At 65.6% G+C, this 18,008-nt stretch carries 11 protein-coding genes; 3 read left to right on the forward strand and 8 right to left on the reverse strand.

Annotated features, from left to right (window positions below; genetic code table 11):
* Window positions 1–2 precede the first annotated feature (2 nt).
* The gene (locus tag JAB1_RS08140) at window positions 3–1,028 is read left to right on the forward strand and encodes an LLM class oxidoreductase (protein ID WP_070279427.1); all 1,026 of its coding nucleotides are present in this window, start codon (window positions 3–5) and stop codon (window positions 1,026–1,028) included.
* A gap of 5 nt (window positions 1,029–1,033) precedes the next feature.
* On the opposite strand, the gene JAB1_RS08145 is transcribed toward JAB1_RS08140, so the two are convergent.
* The 8 genes from JAB1_RS08145 to JAB1_RS08180 all read right to left on the reverse strand — a co-directional run bounded on the left by JAB1_RS08145 (window position 1,034) and on the right by JAB1_RS08180 (window position 11,149).
* On the reverse strand, window positions 1,034–2,320 hold the full coding sequence (locus tag JAB1_RS08145; protein WP_070279428.1) for a DUF445 domain-containing protein: 1,287 nt from the start codon (window positions 2,318–2,320) through the stop codon (window positions 1,034–1,036).
* Between the two features lie 59 nt (window positions 2,321–2,379).
* The gene (locus JAB1_RS08150; protein WP_070279429.1) at window positions 2,380–3,777 is read right to left on the reverse strand and encodes an amino acid permease; all 1,398 of its coding nucleotides are present in this window, start codon (window positions 3,775–3,777) and stop codon (window positions 2,380–2,382) included.
* A gap of 211 nt (window positions 3,778–3,988) precedes the next feature.
* Window positions 3,989–5,776 carry an MFS transporter gene (locus tag JAB1_RS08155; RefSeq protein ID WP_070279430.1) on the reverse strand — a complete coding sequence of 596 codons (1,788 nt, stop codon included), beginning with the start codon at window positions 5,774–5,776 and terminating at the stop codon, window positions 3,989–3,991.
* A 51-nt stretch (window positions 5,777–5,827) separates the two neighbouring features.
* Window positions 5,828–6,922, reverse strand: a complete 1,095-nt coding sequence (locus tag JAB1_RS08160) for an N-acetylglucosamine-6-phosphate deacetylase (RefSeq protein ID WP_070279431.1) — start codon at window positions 6,920–6,922, stop codon at window positions 5,828–5,830.
* A gap of 3 nt (window positions 6,923–6,925) precedes the next feature.
* Window positions 6,926–7,693, reverse strand: a complete 768-nt coding sequence (locus tag JAB1_RS08165) for a DeoR family transcriptional regulator (protein WP_034781637.1) — start codon at window positions 7,691–7,693, stop codon at window positions 6,926–6,928.
* Between the two features lie 36 nt (window positions 7,694–7,729).
* Window positions 7,730–9,073 carry a D-tagatose-bisphosphate aldolase, class II, non-catalytic subunit gene (locus JAB1_RS08170; RefSeq protein WP_217494285.1) on the reverse strand — a complete coding sequence of 448 codons (1,344 nt, stop codon included), beginning with the start codon at window positions 9,071–9,073 and terminating at the stop codon, window positions 7,730–7,732.
* Complete coding sequence (locus tag JAB1_RS08175) at window positions 9,073–10,026, reverse strand: ROK family protein (protein ID WP_070279849.1); 954 nt, start codon at window positions 10,024–10,026, stop codon at window positions 9,073–9,075. The genes JAB1_RS08170 and JAB1_RS08175 overlap by 1 nt, the downstream gene beginning before the upstream one ends.
* On the reverse strand, window positions 10,013–11,149 hold the full coding sequence (locus JAB1_RS08180; RefSeq protein WP_070279432.1) for an SIS domain-containing protein: 1,137 nt from the start codon (window positions 11,147–11,149) through the stop codon (window positions 10,013–10,015). Before JAB1_RS08180 ends, JAB1_RS08175 begins: the two co-directional genes overlap by 14 nt.
* A 345-nt stretch (window positions 11,150–11,494) precedes the next feature.
* On the opposite strand from JAB1_RS08180, the gene JAB1_RS08185 reads away from it, so the two are divergent.
* Both JAB1_RS08185 and JAB1_RS08190 read left to right on the forward strand, forming a co-directional pair.
* Window positions 11,495–14,845 (forward strand): TIM-barrel domain-containing protein, encoded by a 3,351-nt coding sequence (locus JAB1_RS08185; protein WP_070279433.1) that lies wholly within the window; start codon window positions 11,495–11,497, stop codon window positions 14,843–14,845.
* Window positions 14,846–14,943: 98 nt separating this feature from the next.
* Window positions 14,944–17,904: a TonB-dependent receptor gene (locus tag JAB1_RS08190; protein ID WP_070279850.1), complete on the forward strand. Its 2,961-nt coding sequence runs from the start codon at window positions 14,944–14,946 to the stop codon at window positions 17,902–17,904.
* Window positions 17,905–18,008: the final 104 nt, after the last annotated feature.

An 18,008-nucleotide genomic window follows, 5' to 3' on the forward strand; every position in this document is an offset into this window, starting at 1 on the left:
GCATGAGCATTGACATCATAGAAGGTGCTTCGTCGCAGGCTTTCACGCAGCACCGCGGCTACCGCCGCATGTTCGCGCCCGGCGCGCTCACCCTCGGCATTTATCTGCCGCTGCGTTTTTACCAGGGCGACATGCGGGCGCTGGCCGGCCAGGCCGACCTGGTCGCCGCCATGGACCGGCAAGGCTTTGCCGCCGCCTGGGTGCGCGACATTCCCCTGTTCGACCCGCGCTTCGGCGATGCGGGCCAGCTGTTCGATCCGTGGACCTATCTGGCGTATCTGGCGGCGCGCACGGATGCGCTGGCCCTGGCCACGGGCAGCGCCATTTTTACCCTGCGCCATCCCATCGACCTGGCCAAGGCGGCCGCCAGCATCGACCAGCTGTCGGGCGGGCGCCTGGTGCTGGGCACGGCGTCGGGCGACCGCGCCAGCGAATTTCCCGCGTATGGCGTGCCGCATGCCACGCGCGGCGCGCGCTATGCGCAGGCCGTGCACATGTTCCGCCAGTTGCTGCAGCCGGGCTCCGCGCATATCGACGGCCCGCTGGGCAGCCTGGCTGGCCTCGAACTGCTGCCCAAGCCCGTGGCAGGCGTCATTCCCCTGGTCGTCACCAGTTCCTCGGGCCAGCCGCTGGCGTGGATCGGGCGCCATGCCGACGGCTGGCTGACGTATCCGGAAGCGACGGATACGCCGGACGGGCCGCGCCGGCTGGCGGAAAAGATCCGCGCCTGGCGCGCCTGCATACCCGATGGCGGCTTTCGTCCGCACATGTGCAATGAGTGGCTGGACCTGGTGGACGACCCCGATTATCCGCGCACGCCCGTGCGCAGCGGCTATGTGCTGCGCACGGGGCGCAAGGGCTTGATCGACTTGCTGGGTGAATGGCGCGAAGCGGGCGTCAACCATGCGGCGCTGGGCATCCAGCATGGCCAGCGCCCGGCTGAGGAGGTGCTGCAGGAACTGGCCGAGGAGGTGCTGCCGCACTTTCCGTCGCATGCGGCGCCGTGCGGGGATATTCTTCGCTGGTAGTGGCGCTAAAACGCCTGGCTGACTGAATAAATCAGCAAGCCGGCCAGGCCGCCCACGATGGTGCCGTTGATGCGGATGAATTGCAGGTCGCGCCCGATGGCCAGTTCGATGCGTTCGCTCATTTCATCCTTGCTCCACAGGTCCAGGCGGGCGGCGATGAAGGCGCCCACTTCGCCCCGGTAGCGGCGCACCAGCGCGCCGCTGCCGGCGACGATGGCGTCGTTCAGCCATGCCCGCGCAGCTTTGTCCGTCTCCAGCACCTTGCCCGTGTTGCGTGCCAGGCCGGCGATGGCTTGCGCCAGCACGGGCTGGTCGGCGTGCAGGTCGGCCAGCAGGCGCGTGCTGATGTGCTTCCAGACGTCGCCCAGCATGGCTTGCACCGTGTCGCTGGCGACCAGCTGCAACTGGTAGCGGCGCACCGTTGCCTGCCACTGCGGGTCGGCCTTCAGGTGCAGTGCGCTGTCGGCGATCCAGCCGGCGATGCGCTGGCGCAGCGGGTGCTGCGGATCGACGCGCACGGCGAGGGCGAATTTTTGCAGCGAGGCGATCATGCGCGGCTCGTACGCCTTCACGGCTTTTTTCACCAGCGCGTTCTCGATCTGGAAGGCGCCCAGCACGAAGTCGCCGATGGCGGCGTGGTGACCTTCATCGTCCAGGTAGGCGGCGCTGCGGTCGAGCAGGAAGTCCAGCAGTTCCTGCGGCTTGCCGTCGGCGATCAGCGCATCGATGCAGTCGGCCGCCACGTCCGACAGATTCAATTGCCCAAGATAGCTGCTGGCCTGTACACGCAGCAGACGCCCCAGTTTCTCGTGATCGGCCATCGCCAGCAGCTGCCTGGCGACACTGGCGCTGGCCATGCCCAGCCGCTGCGCGTGGACCTCGTTACCGAGCCATGCGCCCAGCCGCGCGGCGGGGTCGGCCTGCACGATGCGCTCGGCGATGCCTTGTTCGGTAATGAAATGGTTTTCCACGAAGGCGCCCAGGCTGCGGCCGATGTCCGCCTTGCTGTTCGGGATGATGGCCGTATGCCACAGGGGGATGCCCAGCGGGTGGCGGAACAGGGCCACGACGGCGAACCAGTCGGCAATCGCCCCCACCATGGCCGCTTCGGCGAACGCTTCCACATAGCCCCAGGCAGGGTGGCCGCCCCGCTGCGAACGGGCCACGGCGAAGACCAGCGCGGCCAGCAGCAGCAAGCCAACGGCCAGCCACTGCATGTTGCGCAGGCGCGCGCGCTTGAGCTGGTCCGTGCTCTGGTCCAGCTGTGCGATGAGGTCGGGGGAAGGTTGCATGGATGGCGGCCTGCAGGGTTGCGAGACCGCCATCTTACTGCGATGGGGCAGTGACGGGATTACTGTTGCGGATGCAGCAGCGAACGGCGGCGCGCGTAGCCGAAGTAGATCACCAGGCCGATCACCAGCCAGATGGAAAAGGCCACCCAGGTGACCCAGCTGAGGAAGCTCATCAGGCCCACGCACAGGATCACGGCCAGCGCCGGCACATACGGCACGCCGGGGCAGCGGAAGGCGCGCGGCAGGTCGGGGCGCTTCTTGCGCAGCACCACGACAGCTATCGACACCATGGTGAAGGCGGCCAGCGTGCCGATGTTGATCAGCTCGGCGAGGATGTTGAGCGGGATCACGGCGGCGATCAGGCCGAAGACGATGCCGACCAGCCAGGTGGCGAAGAACGGCGTGTGGAAGCGCGGGTGCACGGTCGACAGGCGCTTTGGCAGCAAGCCGTCGCGCGACATGGCGAAGATGATGCGCGTCTGGCCGAAGGCCATCACGAGGATCACGGTGGTCATGCCGAGGATGGCGCCCAGGTCGACGAAGCCGGCGATCCAGTTTTCGCCCGCGTATTGCAGGGCCAGCGAGACGGGATGGTCGACGCCGAGGAATTTCTGGTATGGCACGATGCCCGTCATGATGGCCGACACCACCACGTACAGCACGGCGCACACGGCCAGCGAACCGATGATCCCGATAGGCAGGTCGCGCGACGGTTTCTTGACTTCCTCGGCGGCCGAGGTGACGGCGTCAAAGCCGATGAAGGCAAAGAAGACGAGGGCGGCGGCGCTCAGCATGCCGTGGTAGCCGAACGGCATGTAGGGCTGCCAGTTGGCCGGCTGCACGTGGCGCGCGCCGAAGATAATAAACAGCAGCACCACGCCCACCTTGATGGCCACCATGATGTTGTTCAGGCGCGCCGATTCGCGCACGCCCCAGCCCAGCATGGCCGTCAGCAGCAGCATGATGACGAGGGCCGGCAGGTTGATGAAGGTGGTCACGCCGGGCAGCGCGCCCGGCGCGGCGGTGAGCGCGACGGGCAGGGCGATGCCAAAGCCCGACAGCAGCGACTGGAAGTAGCCGGACCAGCCGACGGAGACGGCGGCAGCGGCCAGGCCGTACTCGAGCAGCAAGTCCCAGCCTATCATCCAGGCGGCCAGCTCGCCCAGGGTGGCATAGCTGTAGGTGTAGATGGAGCCGGCCACGGGCACCGTGGAGGCGAATTCCGCGTAGCACAGGGCGGCGAAGCAGCAGGCGACGGCCGCCACGACGAACGACAGCGACAGGGCCGGGCCGGCCGTCAGCGCGCCCGTGCCGGTGAGCACGAAAATGCCCGTGCCGACGATGGCGCCAATGCCCATGAGGACAAGGTCGAAGGGCCCCAGCACCTTGGCCAATCCTCCTGGCTTCTTGCTGTGGGCAATCATGTCATCCAAATTCTTGGTTCTAAATAAGCTCACTGTGTCTCCTGGTGGTTTTTGTCATGGCGCCATTGCCGCCTCGTGAGTAGCACGACGCAGCCAGATTCTAGCCCAGGCGCCCGTGATTCCTGAAGGAAAACCGTACGGTGCCGTGCGCGCCAGCCCTGTAAACTTGTCCGGCAGGCAAAAAAAAGCCCCGGGATGATGAACCGGGGCTGGAAAGGAGACTGCTACAAATGGTTACGTGGGTTTACTTTGAAAAATGCGCCTCGATCTCTTCCAGGGTCTTGCCTTTTGTTTCCGGGAGCAAAAACGCGGCCGCCAGGAAGTACAGCACGGTGCAGCCGGCGCCAAAGAAGAACAGCGTCGAGTAACCATGCAAGCCCACGGTCGGCAGGAAGATGGCGGCAATCACCGTCGAGACAAACTGGTTGACGAGCAGGGCGATGCTCATGCCGTTCGAGCGGATGCGGGTCGGCATCAGCTCGGACAGGGCCAGCCACACGCATACGCCAGGGCCGACTGCAAAGCTGGAAACGAACACGCAGATGGCAATGGCCACCAGCCAGCCGTGCGTGGACGAGGGCACGGGGCCCAGGCTGGCCTTCTCGATGCGCAGCGGCGCGTCGCGTCCGGCGGCCGGGTCGGCGAACGGGTTCAGGTGCAGCTTGCGGAAGAACACGCCGATCACGCTGTCGGCCTGCACGGCGTCTTCGCGGGCGATGGACACCTGGCGCAGCACGGGATCGTCGCTGCGCAGGCTTTTCACATTCGTGAACGGGCCGTAGGCGTAGGCGATGGTCAGCTGTTGCGGCGTGCCGTCGGCCGCCGCGCCCAGCGCCGTCAAGGTGGCCGCATCGAGGTGCAAGGACAGGCTGTCCGCTTGTACTTGCGCCGCGATGGCGGGGCGCACGTCGGCCAGGTGCGCTTCGGCGCCGCGGAACAGCAAGCCGGCCGCCAGCAGCGAGACGACGATGCCGCCCGTGCCCAGCATCAGCAGGAATTTGCGGCCCTTGCGGTCGACCAGCAGCACGGCCACCACCGTCATCACGGCGTTCAGTACTTTCAATAACACGTCCGCCATATTGGCCGAGGCGCCCGACAGGCCCGCCTGGTTCAGAATATTGACGACATAGGCGAGGATGGAATTGATGCCCGTCGCCTGCGTGCAGGCGAGGATCAGGCAGGCCAGCAGGAAGGGCAGCACGTAGCGGCGGCTCAGCAGCGGATCTCTGGCTTTGCCGCTTGCCTTGGCCGTATTCTCCGGCGTGTCCTGCATCTCGCGCAGTTCGATGTCAGCGGCGGCTGGCAAGCGCGTGCGCAGCAGCGACTGGCGCGCCTGCTCGATGCGGCCCCGTTGCGCCAGCCAGCGCGGCGATTCGGCCAGCAGCAGGGCGCCGATGGTAAATACGAGGCCCGGCGTCAGGCAGACCCAGAAGATGCTGCGCCAGGCGTGGTCCTTGGCCGTGAAGATGGCGGCGATGCGGCCCGCTTCCGGCAAGGCTTGCGCCGCCTGCGTGGCCGTTTCCACCGTCTGCGCCTGCAGCAGGCCGATCAGGGCGGCGGCCACCAGGCCGATGGTCAGCAGCAGCTGGAACAGGGCGGCACCGCGCCCGCGCTGTTGCGCGGGCAGGCATTCTGCCAGGTACAGGGGCACGACGACGCCGATCAAGCCGCCGCTGATGCCTTGCAGCAGGCGGCCCAGCAGCAGCGGCGTGTAGCCATCGGCCAGGGCGATCAGCGGGATGCTTGCGCTGAACAGGGCGCCGGCCAGGAACATCACCCAGCGCCGGCCGAGCAGGTCGGCCAGGGCGCCGGCGAACAGCGATGACAGGACGGAGCCCAGCAGCACGGCGGCAACGATAAAGCTCAGCTGCTGGGCCGTCAGTTTCCACGCCACGGAGGCCGTCGATTCCAGGTAGGGCAGGGCACCGGCGATGATGCCGATGTCTATGCCGTACAGCAATCCCCCCATGCCGGCAATAAATAGCAGGTAGCGCATGGCCCACACGGGGGCCTTGTGTGACGTGTCGTGCATGAAAACTCCGGGACGGGGTTGAGGTTGGGGGGCTGGGTCTAGAGACTGAATCTAGCGGGTGGAAAGATCGATGGCCGTGCCTTCGACGAAGACGGACACTGGCTGCAAGTTGGCATCGAGGACGACGATATCGGCCCAGGCGCCGGGCGCCAGGCGGCCCCGTTCGGATTCGCCCAGGTAGTCTGCCGGGTACAGCGACAGGCGGTTCGAGGCGTCGGCCAGGTCCAGGCCCAGGTCGACGAAATTGCGCAGGGCCTGGTCCATGGTCAGCACGCTGCCGGCCAGCGAGCCCGTTGCCAGGCGCACGCAGCCCAGGCATTTGTAGACGCGCTGCGTGCCCAGGCCGTATTCGCCATCGGGCATGCCGGTGGCCGAGGTGGCGTCCGTCACGCCGTACAGGCGCGGGATGGCGCGCAGGGCCGCGCGCAGGGCGCCCTTGGCCACGTGCTGTAGGTCGGGGATGATTTCCGCGTATTCCGCATGCGCCAGCGCCGCGCCCACCATGCCGGGGTCGTAATGCGTCATGCCCGTCATGCCGTTGTACAGGTGCGTAAAACCGGAAACGCCGGCCTGCAACGCCGCGACGCCTTCGTCATACGTGCCGGCGCTGTGGCCGATCTGCACGCGGATGCCCATCGCCGCCAGTTGCGGGATCAGTTCCAGGTGGCCGGGGATTTCCGGCGCCATGGTCAAGACCTTGATGGGGGCGATGGCGTGGAAGCGCTGCACCAGCGCCAGGCTGGCCTGCACCACGTCGGGCGGCTGCGCGCCCAGGCGGTGCAGGTTCAGGAACGGGCCTTCCAGGTGCACGCCCAGCATGCGCGCGCCGTTGGCCGGGCGCTCGGCGATGACGCCGGCCAGGCCTTGCAGGGCGCGCAGGATCGATGGCTCCTTGGCTGTCAGGGTGGTGCCCAGGAGGGCCGTGGTGCCGTGGCGCGCATGCACCTGCGCCACGGTGGCGCCGGCGTCGCCGCCCTCCATGATGTCGACGCCGGCCGCGCCATGCACGTGCAGGTCGATGAAGCCGGGCAGGATGGTCAGCGCGCTGTCGGCGGCAGGGTCTTCCTGTATCTGGACGATGCGCTGGTCAAAAGTGATGGTGCCCGTGATCCAGCCAGATGGGGTAAGGATTCTGCCGCTCAGCATGTGTTATTCCGCTATAAAAAGTTCGATGCCCAGCTTTTGCAGCCCTTCGCGGTACTCCTGGCTGATGCTGGCATCGGTGATGACGGTATCGACCCGGTCCAGCTGCACGATGCGGTGCAGGCTGACGCGGCCGAACTTGGAGGCGTCCGTGAGGACGATGATTTTCTTGGCCCGTTCCACCATCTTGTGGTTCAGGCTTGCTTCCGCTTCGTGGTGGGTGGTCACGCCAAATTGCAGGTCGAAGCCGTCCACGCCCAGGAACAGCTTGTCGAAGCTGTACGCCTGCAGGCAGGTTTCCGCCTGGCTGCCTTGGATCGACAGCGATTGCTTGCGCAGCAGGCCGCCGGTCAGGATCAGGTCCACGCCCGGCGCGTCGGCCAGTTCCCACGCGATGTTCAGGCCATTCGTCGCTACCGTCACGCCCGTCGCATCGCGCAGATGGCGCGCCAGCGAAATGGTGGTGGTGCCCGAGTCGATGATGATGTTGTCGCCCGGTTCCACCAGCCGCGCCGCATAGGCGCCGATGCGCTCCTTCTGCTCGTGGTTGATGGCATCCTTCTGGCGTATCGTGTGCTCGGGCGGCGGCGTGCGCGTCAGGGTCGCGCCGCCGTGGCTGCGCGTGGCCATGCCTTGCGCTTCCAGCGCATTCAAGTCGCTGCGGATGGTGACCGCGGACACGCCGAGCTTTTCCACCAGATCGGTCACCTGCACCGAGCCCTGCTGGGCAAGCATTTGGAGGATGGATTCACGGCGTTGGCTGGTATTTCGCATGGTGGCGGGCTCAGTAAAAAATGAAAAATACCGAGCTTAACAGATTGCCGCTTCGGCAATGACGGCCACTGCCGCATTGCGGTTGCAGGCGCGCGCATATTGCGCCAGCAAGCTGCCGATCTTGTGCTCGATCAAGGCTGGCGCCTGCGCTGGCAAGCTGCCCTGCACCACGGCCAGGTACTGTTCCGGCAAATGCTGGCTCAGCAGCGGCAGCGGAATGGCCACGGTGTCCAGATTGGCCAGCAGCTTGCCGACGGCGGCTGCCACTTCCGGCTCGCCCCAGTAGTAGCGGCAACGGTCGCTCAAGCCGTAGCGGCGCATCAGGCGCTGTTCTTCCGGCGTGCCCAGGTAATGCTTGATCCAGTTCTTCGGCTTGGCCACCATCATGTCGTCGAGCACCTGCATCAGCTGCGAGGTGGCGTGCGCCGGCAGCAGTTCTTCCTCGATCTGGCACAGGGCGAACAGCGCCTCGCGCAGGGCGAAGGTGGCGGCAGGCCCCACTTTCAGGATGGCGAAGTGGTCGCGCACCATGGCATGCAGGGCGGACTCGCGCTGATAGTCGGTGGAATGGGCTTCGAACACGAGGCCAGGCTGCTCGGCGACAAAAGCCGACAGCTCGGTGGCGGCGTCCGCGTCGTAATGCTGGATGCTGCTCTGGTCGAAATCGACGCCCGGCTGCACCACCATCGCGATGACCCGGCGCCAGGCGCCATGCAGGTCGTTCTCGAGAAACGCGCGGCGGTGCACGTCGAGGGTGCGGCGCGCCGCTTGCGGGCTGGTGACGGCGCCGGCCTGCGCCAGCGACGCTTCGCCGCCGGGAATCGGCACTTCCGTGCCGATCACGTAGACGGGTGGCGCGAAGCCGGCGGCGGCTGCCGCTTCCTCGGCGACGATGCACAGGCGCGCCGAACGGGCGGCCACGGTTTCATCGTCGAGCTGCAAGGGGTCATCAATGCAGCGCATGCTGCAATCGAGGTGGATCTTGTGGAAACCGGCCGACGCATACGCGGCGATCAGGGTTTCGGCGTGGTTCATCGCGGTGGCCGCATCAAGGTGCTGCCAGGCGTTCGGACCCAGATGGTCGCCGCCCAGCACAAGGCGGCTGGCGGGAAAACCCTGTTCGCGGGCCAGTGCCAGCATGGTGTCGCGGAAAACGGCCGGCGTCATGCCCGTGTAGCCGCCGAACTGGTCGACCTGGTTCGACGTCGCCTCGACCAGCAGCACGGTGTCGTACTCGCTGGCCACGCGCATGGCGGCGCGCAGCACGCTCGGGTGGCTGCAGCAGACGGCGTACAGTCCCACGCGCTCGCCGCGGCGGTGCGCCTTGATCACTTGCTGGATCGGGGACAGGGTAAAAGTCGGGTTTTCCGCTTGCTTCATCATGTTGACGCCTTTGTATGTTGTCGTATCAAAAGGGCCGCGCCGCGCGCGCCGCCGGCATCGCCAAAGCGGGGCGGTAGAATCGGCGGCACGTGCACGCCGGGGAACAGGTGGCGTTTCACCGCTGCCGGCAGCTTGTCGTACAGGTGCGGCAGCTTGGACAAGCCGCCGCCGAGCACGATGACGTGCGGGTCGTAGGCCAGCACCAGGCCGGCCAGCGCGTGGCCCAGCACATCGAGGTGCACGGCCACCGTGCGCTGGGCCAAGGCGTCGCCCATGTTGGCGCGCGCCACGATGGCCAAAGGCTCCGCGCCGTCGCCGCCAAAGTGCGCGTGGATTTTGCGCATGGCGGGGCCGGAGACATAGCGCTCCAGGCAGCCCGCCTTGCCGCACGGGCAGGGGTAATCGGCCAAGCCATGCTGCGCCAGCAGGGTGGCGGGCAGGCTCCAGTGGCCCCATTCGCCGGCCACGCCGTTAAAGCCGCGCAGCAGCTGGCCGCCCACGCAATAGCCGCCGCCTGCACCCGTGCCGAGGATGGCGCCGAACATGCTGGCGGCATTGTCGGCCGCGCCGCCTTGCGCTTCCGACAGGGCGAAGCACTGGCAATCATTGCCGATGGCGACAGGACGTTTCAAGGCCTGCTGCAGGGTTTGCGCCACCAGGCGGCCGTTCAGGGCCGGCACGTTGGAGCTCAGTTGCCGGCCGCTGGCGCTGTCGATCACGCCGGGCAGGCCGATGCCGACAGGCGCCGTGGTGCCCAGGGCGGCGTCGCCCCGCGCCACCAGGTCGACGATGGCTTGCACGAAGGCGGCAAAATCGTCGCCCGGCGTGGCCACCCGTTCGCGGAACACTTCCGTCAGCGCGCCGTCGCGGTCGGCAAAGGCGACCAGCTCCATCTTGCTGCCGCCGATGTCGATGCCGTGATAGCCGGCTGTGTGATTAGAATTGGTCATGGCCATAGATGGTGACGCCCTGCACGACACGGTTGACGATGCCGCCGGCGAATGGATTGTCGGGGCGCAGTTGCAGCAGCGCGGACTGGTGCAGCGCATATTGCTGCGCCATCAGCAGCCACAGCGGAGCCAGCCAGGCGTCGGGCCAGGCCGGCGCATCGGTTGACAGGTCGCCGCCGATGCCTACGGTCAGGCACGTCTGCGCCACGCTGTCGCGCTGCAGTTCTTTCAATAGGTCGTCTTCGTACTGGCGCCCCAGCGGCTTGCTGCTGCGCAGCAGGATCACCAGCGACTCCGTGGTGACGGCCGATTTCGGGCCGTGGCGGAAACCGAGCGGCGTATTCGCCATCGCCATCACGCGGCCCCCCGTCAATTCCAGTATCTTCAATGCCGCTTCCTTGGCCAGCGCTTCCAGCGGGCCGCTGCCCAGGTAGACCACGCGCTGCACGGGAGTCGAGCCCAGGTCCGCCACGGGGGCCGACCAGTCGCGCAAGGCTTGCGCGCCCAGCTGCGCCAGGGTCTCCAGGCGGTTCAGATCCGTGTCCTTTCCCAGTACCGACAGGGCTGCCAGCAGCATGCTGCTAAAGCTGCTGGTCATGGCGAAGCCGCGATCGCAGCTGCCTTCCGGCATCAGCAGGTTATACGTATTGCTGTCGTTCGCGCCCTGGCGCGCCAGCTTGCCGTCCGCGTTGCAGGTGATGTTCAGGAAGCGCGCGCCGGGCACGACCTGGCGCAGCAGTTCCACGGCCGCCAGGCTTTCCGGGCTGTCGCCGCTGCGGGCAAACGAGACGAGCAGGGTGGGGGCGTCCGCTTCCAGATACAGCTCATGGTGCGTCAGCAAAGTCGTGGTGGCGATGGCGCGGATCTGCGCAGGCCATGCCGCATTCAGGGTATCGACGACGATTTCGCCCACATAGGCCGAGCTGCCCGCGCCCGTCAGGATGACGCGTTGCTGCGGATTGGACAGCGCGTCGCCGAGGAAGGCGGCCAGGGCCGCTTGTTCGTTGCGCAAAATAGTGGCCAGCGCGCGCCAGATGGCTGGCTGGTGCGCGATTTCCTCGGCCGTGTGCAGGCCGCCGATGTCGCGCCAGGTTTGAATGTCACGCTGAAGAAGGGTAGTCATGAGAAGTCAGTAAAGTGTTTGTTGGAGAAAGCATAAATACTAAATTTCGAAAAGTCAAATACGAAAGTAAAACGAAAGTAAATAGTTGTGCGCCTTGCGAAATAATGTCGTTTTAAAGGCCGTGAAACATGCTGCGGTGCAGCGCAAAAGCATGTGGCGGCGCGGCCTGTCGCTGAAATGCGACGATAACGAAAGATTGCGCTATGGAATTTGAGTGAAACGTAAGATAAATTGGCTTATTTTAGGCATTTTATTAATAAATTAGCGCCATAACTTTCTTTTGGTTGACGATATTTATTTTTCTTCTTAAAGTAATTTCATTGAATCACTTCTGAAAGCCAGCAGATGAACCCTCTCCCGCTTCCCCGCCGCGTCCTTGCCGCCTGTGTCCTCGCCGCCCTTGCCGCCCTGGCTGCCCCCGGCCTGCATGCCGCGACTATCGGCAATCTGCAGTCGCTCTCCGCCGTGCGCGCGGCCGACGTGGCCAAGGGCGAGGCAGTGGGCTGGGATGTGCGCAGCGATACGGGCATGCAGCTGCGTATCAGCCTGCCGCAGGCGGACGTGCTGCGCATCCAGGCGGGCGGCAAGGGCGGCTTGACGGGGCCGGGCGACAAGGCCGCGCCCATCGTCGTGGGCCAGCCTGCCGCGCAGGTGGCGTACCAGATCAATGAACAGCCCGACCACATCCTGATCAGCACTGATGCTTTGAGCCTGCGCATCGACCGCAAACCGTTGCGCTTTACCCTGCTGCGCAAGGGCGACGCGGTGCCTCTGTGGCGCGAGGTGCAGCCGCTGTCGCTCGACGACAAACAGGGCGTGCAAGTGTTATCGAGCCTGCCGGGCGAGCGCTACTTTGGCGGCGGCCAGCAGAATGGCCGCTTCGAATTCAAGGGCAGGCAGGTGCCCGTGTCGTATTCGGGCGGCTGGGAAGAGGGCGACCGGCCGAATCCCGCGCCATTCCTGATGAGTTCACGGGGCTGGGGCATGCTGCGCAATACCTGGGCCGACGGCAATTACGACTTGCGCGACCAGGAACAGATCTCGCTGCAGCACGCGGAAGGCCGCTTCGATGCGTATTTCTTCGTCGGCAAGGATCTGCGCGACGTCGTCGCCCGCTACACGGACTTGACGGGCCGCGCGCGCATGCTGCCCCGCTGGGCGCTGGAATACGGCGACGCCGATTGCTACAACGATGGCGACAACGTGAAAAAGCCCGGCTCCGTGCCGAAGGGCTGGACGGACGGCCCCACGGGCAAGACGCCGGACGTGGTGGAAAGCGTGGCGCGCCAGTACCGCGAACACGACATGCCGGGCGGCTGGATACTGCCCAACGACGGTTATGGCTGCGGCTACACGAACTTGCCGGAAACGGTGAAGGGCCTGGCTGGCTATGGCTTCCGTACGGGCCTGTGGACGGAAAACGGCGTCGACAAGATCGCCTGGGAAGTGGGCCAGGCGGGCAGCCGCGTGCAAAAGCTGGACGTGGCGTGGACGGGCAAGGGCTACCAGTTCGCCATGGATGCGAACAAGTCGGCGTATGACGGCATCCTGAACAACTCCGACAGCCGCCCGTTCCTGTGGACGGTGATGGGCTGGGCCGGCATCCAGCGCTACGCCGTGGCATGGACGGGCGACCAGAGCGCCAGCTGGGATTACATCCGCTGGCACATCCCGACCCTGATCGGCTCGGGCCTGTCCGGCCAGGCGTATGCGTCCGGCGACGTGGACGCCATCTTTGGCGGCAGCCCGGAAACCTATCTGCGCGACTTGCAGTGGAAAAGTTTTACGCCCGTCCTGATGGGCATGTCCGGCTGGGCCGCGGCCGAGCGCAAGCATCCGTGGTGGTTCGAGCAGCCGTACCGCGACATCAACCGCCGCTATCTGAAGCTCAAGATGCGTTTGACGCCGTATATGTATACCCTCGTGCGCGAAGCCGAACAATCGGGCGCGCCGCTGGTGCGCGGCCTGATGTGGGATTATCCGCAAGACCCGGCCGCCTACACGGAAGCCTATAAATATCAATTCCTGCTGGGCCGCGACGTGCTGGTGGCACCTGTCTACCGCAGCCAGGCCGTCAGCGGCGGCTGGCGCAAGGGCATCCACCTGCCGCAGGGTACGTGGTACGACTACTGGGATGGCCGCCAGGCCACGGCGGACGCGCAAGGGCGCGACCTGGATATGCAGGTCACGCTGGACAAGCTGCCCGTGTTCGTGCGCGCCGGCGCCATCCTGCCCATGTATCCGGAAATGCTGTACGACGGCCAGAAGCCGAAGGACCAGCTCACGCTCGATGTGTATCCGCAAGGCGATTCCGACTACACCCTGTATGAAGACGACGGCAACACGCGCCAGTACCAGGGGGGCGCCTTCAGCCAGCAAGTCATCCGCATTCGCCAGACGGGCGCCGACGTGCAGGTCGACATCGGCGCCGTCGATGGCAAGTATCAGGGCCAGGAAGGGCGCCGCGGCTATGCGCTGCGCATGCTGGCCGGCCAGGCCCCGGCCGCCGTGCGCGCCGGCGAACGGCTGATCGCGGCATTCGCCGACCGTGCCGCCTACGACAAGGCGGCAGAAGGCTGGTTCTTCGATGCGGCCGATAGAAAAGGTACCCTACATGTGAAAGTGGCGGCGCAGGACATCCGCCAGCCTTTGATGCTGCAAGTCGCCGGCGCGCTGGCCGTGGCGCGAGCCGACGCCGATTTCCCGGCCGCCCCCGTGCCGGGCCGCGCCTTGCCGGCCGACGCCATGCAGGTGGTGGCGCGTCCTGCGGAAGAAAGCGGCTACCCGCTGGAAAACGCCTTCGATGGCAAGCCGGAGACGTGGTTCCGCACCGTGCGCAGCCCGTCCGTGAAAAGCGGTCCGCACGAATGGGTGGTCGGCTTTACGGAGCGGCGCCTGGTGGACGGCATCGAACTGGCGCCGCGCAACGACCAGCACTGGAAGCATGGCCAGGTGCGCGAATATGAAATCTACATCGGCGACAACAACGGGGAGTGGGGCGCTCCGCTGGCACGCGGCACACTGAAACTGCAAGAGGGGACGCAGACCATCAGCTTCCCCGCCACGGCCGGGCGCTTGCTGCGCTTCCGCGTGATGAGCACGCAAAATCCGGAAGGCGACGGCGCGGCGTCCCTGGACCCGATGGTGACGGCGGCGCAAGGCGCGCCGGTGGCGCGCGCGTTCGATGCGGCGCTGGCGACCGACGTGGCGCCCGTCACCTTGTCCGAATTCCGCGTGCTCGAACACCGCGTGGCCGAAGGCGCGGAGGTGCAGCGCTATCTGTCGGACCTGGCGCTGCCGAAGAATATCGCGAAAGACCGGCCAGCCGGCAAGGCGGCCGAGATGCGCATGAACGGGCTGTGGTTCCGCAAGGGCCTCGGCGTGGGACCTGCCAGCCGCATTGACTTGCAGCTGGCGGGCAACTGGAATCTGCTGCGCGCCGACCTGGGCGTGGACGATAGCTGCCGCAGCGCGGGCGGCTTGCAATTCCAGGTCTGGAGCGGTGAGCGGCTGCTGTACGACAGCGGCCTGGTCACGGCTCCCGGGGTGGTCAAACCCGAAATCGACGTGCGCGGCCTGAGCCAGCTCAGTTTGCGCACCCTGGGCGCGCGCGGCGCCCGAGCGGCCCAGGTCTGCGGCAACTGGGCCAATGCCGTGCTGACCGGCACGGAGGGCGCGACGGTCAAGCCGCGCTAGGCACTCAATCATTTCACTAAAAACGAGCCCCTCTTCGGACCGGGGAGGGGCTCTTGCAGCCTGACGAAAACAAATCACTTATAAAAAGGGAGATGGGAATGCACTTGAAAAAACTGATGGCCGCCATGGCGGCGGTAGGATTGGGCTCAACTGCGCTGGCATCAATGGCGCTGGCAGCGGAGGAGGAGAAACTGGCGCGCGTCGAAGTGACGGGTTCCAGCCTGAAGCGCATCAACGCGGAAACGGCGTCGCCGGTACAGGTGATCAACGCCAAACAGATCGAAAACATGGGCGCGCTCACCTTGCTGCAAGTGCTGGACAACCTGCCCGCGGCCCGTCCGGCGCAGCAGGACTTCCGCTCGATGTTCACGGGTTCCGATGGCGGCTCGCAAGCGAACTTGCGCGGCCTCGGTGCGCAGGGCACCCTGGTGCTGCTGAATGGCCGCCGCCTGTCGTTCTATGGCGCGCCGGCCGGCTTCCAGACCATGTTCGTCAATATCGACGCCATTCCCGCCGCCGCCATCGAGCGCATGGAGATTTTGACGGACGGTGCGTCGGCCGTATATGGCTCCGATGCCGTGGCCGGCGTCATCAACGTGATCACCAAGAAGTCGTATCAGGGCCTGGAAGCGCGCGCCAATGGCGAATTTTCGCCCAGCGTGAAAGCCTATGGCGAGCGCCAGGCAAGCGTGCTGTATGGCCTGGGCGACCTGGCCAGCGACGGCTACAACATCTACGGTTCCGTGAACGTCTACCAGCGCGACCGCATCGCGCTGGCCGATACCTGGCGCAAGCGTCCCGCGTATTTTTATGCGAACAATCCCAATTTCATCCCGAACATGCGTGTGGGCGTGGGCAGCGAACCGGGCACGATGAATCCCGGGACCTTTTTTGTCTTCGACAAGGCGAAGAACAATGCGCGCACCCAGCGTGCCGTCGCTGGCTGCAACAACAGCATCACCGAAGCGTCGGGCACGCGCTGCGTGTGGAATGCGCTGCCCAACCAGCTTGACACGGGGCCTACCTCGGAGCGCGCCACGGCTTACCTGAGCGGCCGGCTGAAACTCGGCGGCGACATGGAAGCGTTCGCGGAAGGCGCCTTCACCCACATCAAGATGCGCGGCGAGAATGGTCCGTCCAGCTTCAATAGCGGCAGCACGAATAACTGGTTCGCGCGCAATACGGGCAATACCCTGAATACCTTCGCCACGCCTTTCCTGAGCCCGAACAACGTCTACCTGAAAGGCAAGCTCGATGCCGATATGGTGGCGAAGATGGGCGGCGCGGCCGGCTTGAATTACCTGCTGCAGGATGCGACGGGCCACTTCGGGCAGAAGAATGTCGATGAAAACTACCGCGCGCTCGTTGGCCTGCGCGGCAGCATCGGCGGCGGCTGGGATTTTGAAACGGCGCTCAGCGTGGCAGGCAGCCATTCGACCCTGTTCCAGACGGCGAACATCAACATCAAGGGATTTGAACAGGCGTTCGGCCCGTTCACGAAAGATCCCGTCAGCGGCCGGACCTATATCTCCGACAATCCCGCCTACAAGTTCGGCGAAATCAGCGAGGCCAATGCGGCGCTGGTGCGCGCGGCCTACCCGACCTTCGCCATCGAATCGTGGACCAAGCTGATGACGTGGGATGCCAAGCTGGAAGGCACCCTGTTCAAGCTGGGCGAGCGCGAAGTGCGCGCCGCCGTGGGCACCAACATCATGCGCGAGAGCTTCCTCACGCCCGGCAACGCGGATGCGGCGAATGGCTTGATCACGCAGCAGGGCGGTTCCTGGTTCGATGGCCGGCGCACCATCGCGGCCGTGTTTGGCGAAGTGGTGGTGCCGCTCAGCGACACCCTGGAAGTCAACGCGGCCGCGCGCCTGGACAAATACCCGCACTTCGCCGCCAACCTGGCGCCCAAGCTGGGCGTGATCTGGCGCGCGCGGCCCGACCTGATGCTGCGCGGGACGTATTCGGAAGGCTTCCGCGCGCCCAACCTGGCCGAATCGGGAACGGGCGGCGTCTTTGCGCAGGTGGGCGGCATCCGCGACACCGTGCGCTGCGACGAAACGAATGCCATGGCGCGCGCCCTGATGAAGTCCGCGGTGGCGACGGATGCGGACCTGGGCAAGAGTTTGCTCAATTCGAACTGCTCCACGACGGTGGGCGGCCTGACGCCGCCGAACCAGAATCTGCGTCCGGAAAAGGCGAAGATATCGACCGTGGGCCTGGTGCTGCAGCCGGCCAAGGACGTGAGCATCTCCATCGATTACTGGTTCATCAACCGCCGCGACGAAATCGTGCGCCAGGACTTCAACGAGCTGTTTACGGAGCTGGTGGCCAAATACGGCCCGACCCTGGCCGGCACGCCCAGCGCCATCCGCAACGACCTGACGGATACGGACCGGGGCAACGTCGCGGCCGTGGCGGCCATGTGCGCCAATCCCGCCAATGCGGGCGTGTGCGCGGGCGGCGTGCCCGGCTACTCGGTGGGCAACCTGGGCGGCTTGATCAACTCGTATTCGAACCGTGGCCGCACCCTGATGGATGGCGTGGACATCGATGCGCGCACGCGCTTTGCGCTCGGCGACTGGGGCAAGCTGAGCACTGGCATCGCGGCCACCATCCGCAAGCGCGACACCCATGACAGCGAAGACGGCAGCGACATCAAGGGCAACACCGTCGGCTATTACGATTCGCCGCGCTACCGCGCTACCGTCAACGCCGACTGGAGCTACCGCAACTTCGTCAGCAGCGTCTTTATCAACTATTCGGGCAAGACGCGCTGGGCGTATGGTCCCTGGGACAAGGACAACACGCCGGAAAACTGCACTGCCGCCTCGGTGGCCTTGCCGGCCGGCCAGTGCAAGGGCGCGCCGTCATATACCACGGTGAACCTGGCCTTCAGCTGGAAGCCGCTGAAGAACCTGGACGTGGGCCTGAACGTGAAAAACGCGTTCAACAAGCAGCCGTACTACGACCCGAACGGCTGGGAAGGCTACAACCATAGCCAGGACCTGTTCGGCCGCCAGTTCGCCCTGTCGGCCAGCTACAAGTTCTTTTAGAGCGTGACGATGCCCCGGTCCGTCAGCCGGCATGGTGCGGGCCGGGGTATTGCCATGAAAAAGAAAATACAATACTCCAAAATGCACAATACGAAAGATAAACG

The sequence above is a fragment of the Janthinobacterium sp. MP5059B genome (assembly GCF_001758645.1).
In the GTDB taxonomy this organism is placed as follows: Bacteria; Pseudomonadota; Gammaproteobacteria; order Burkholderiales; family Burkholderiaceae_D; genus Janthinobacterium; species Janthinobacterium lividum.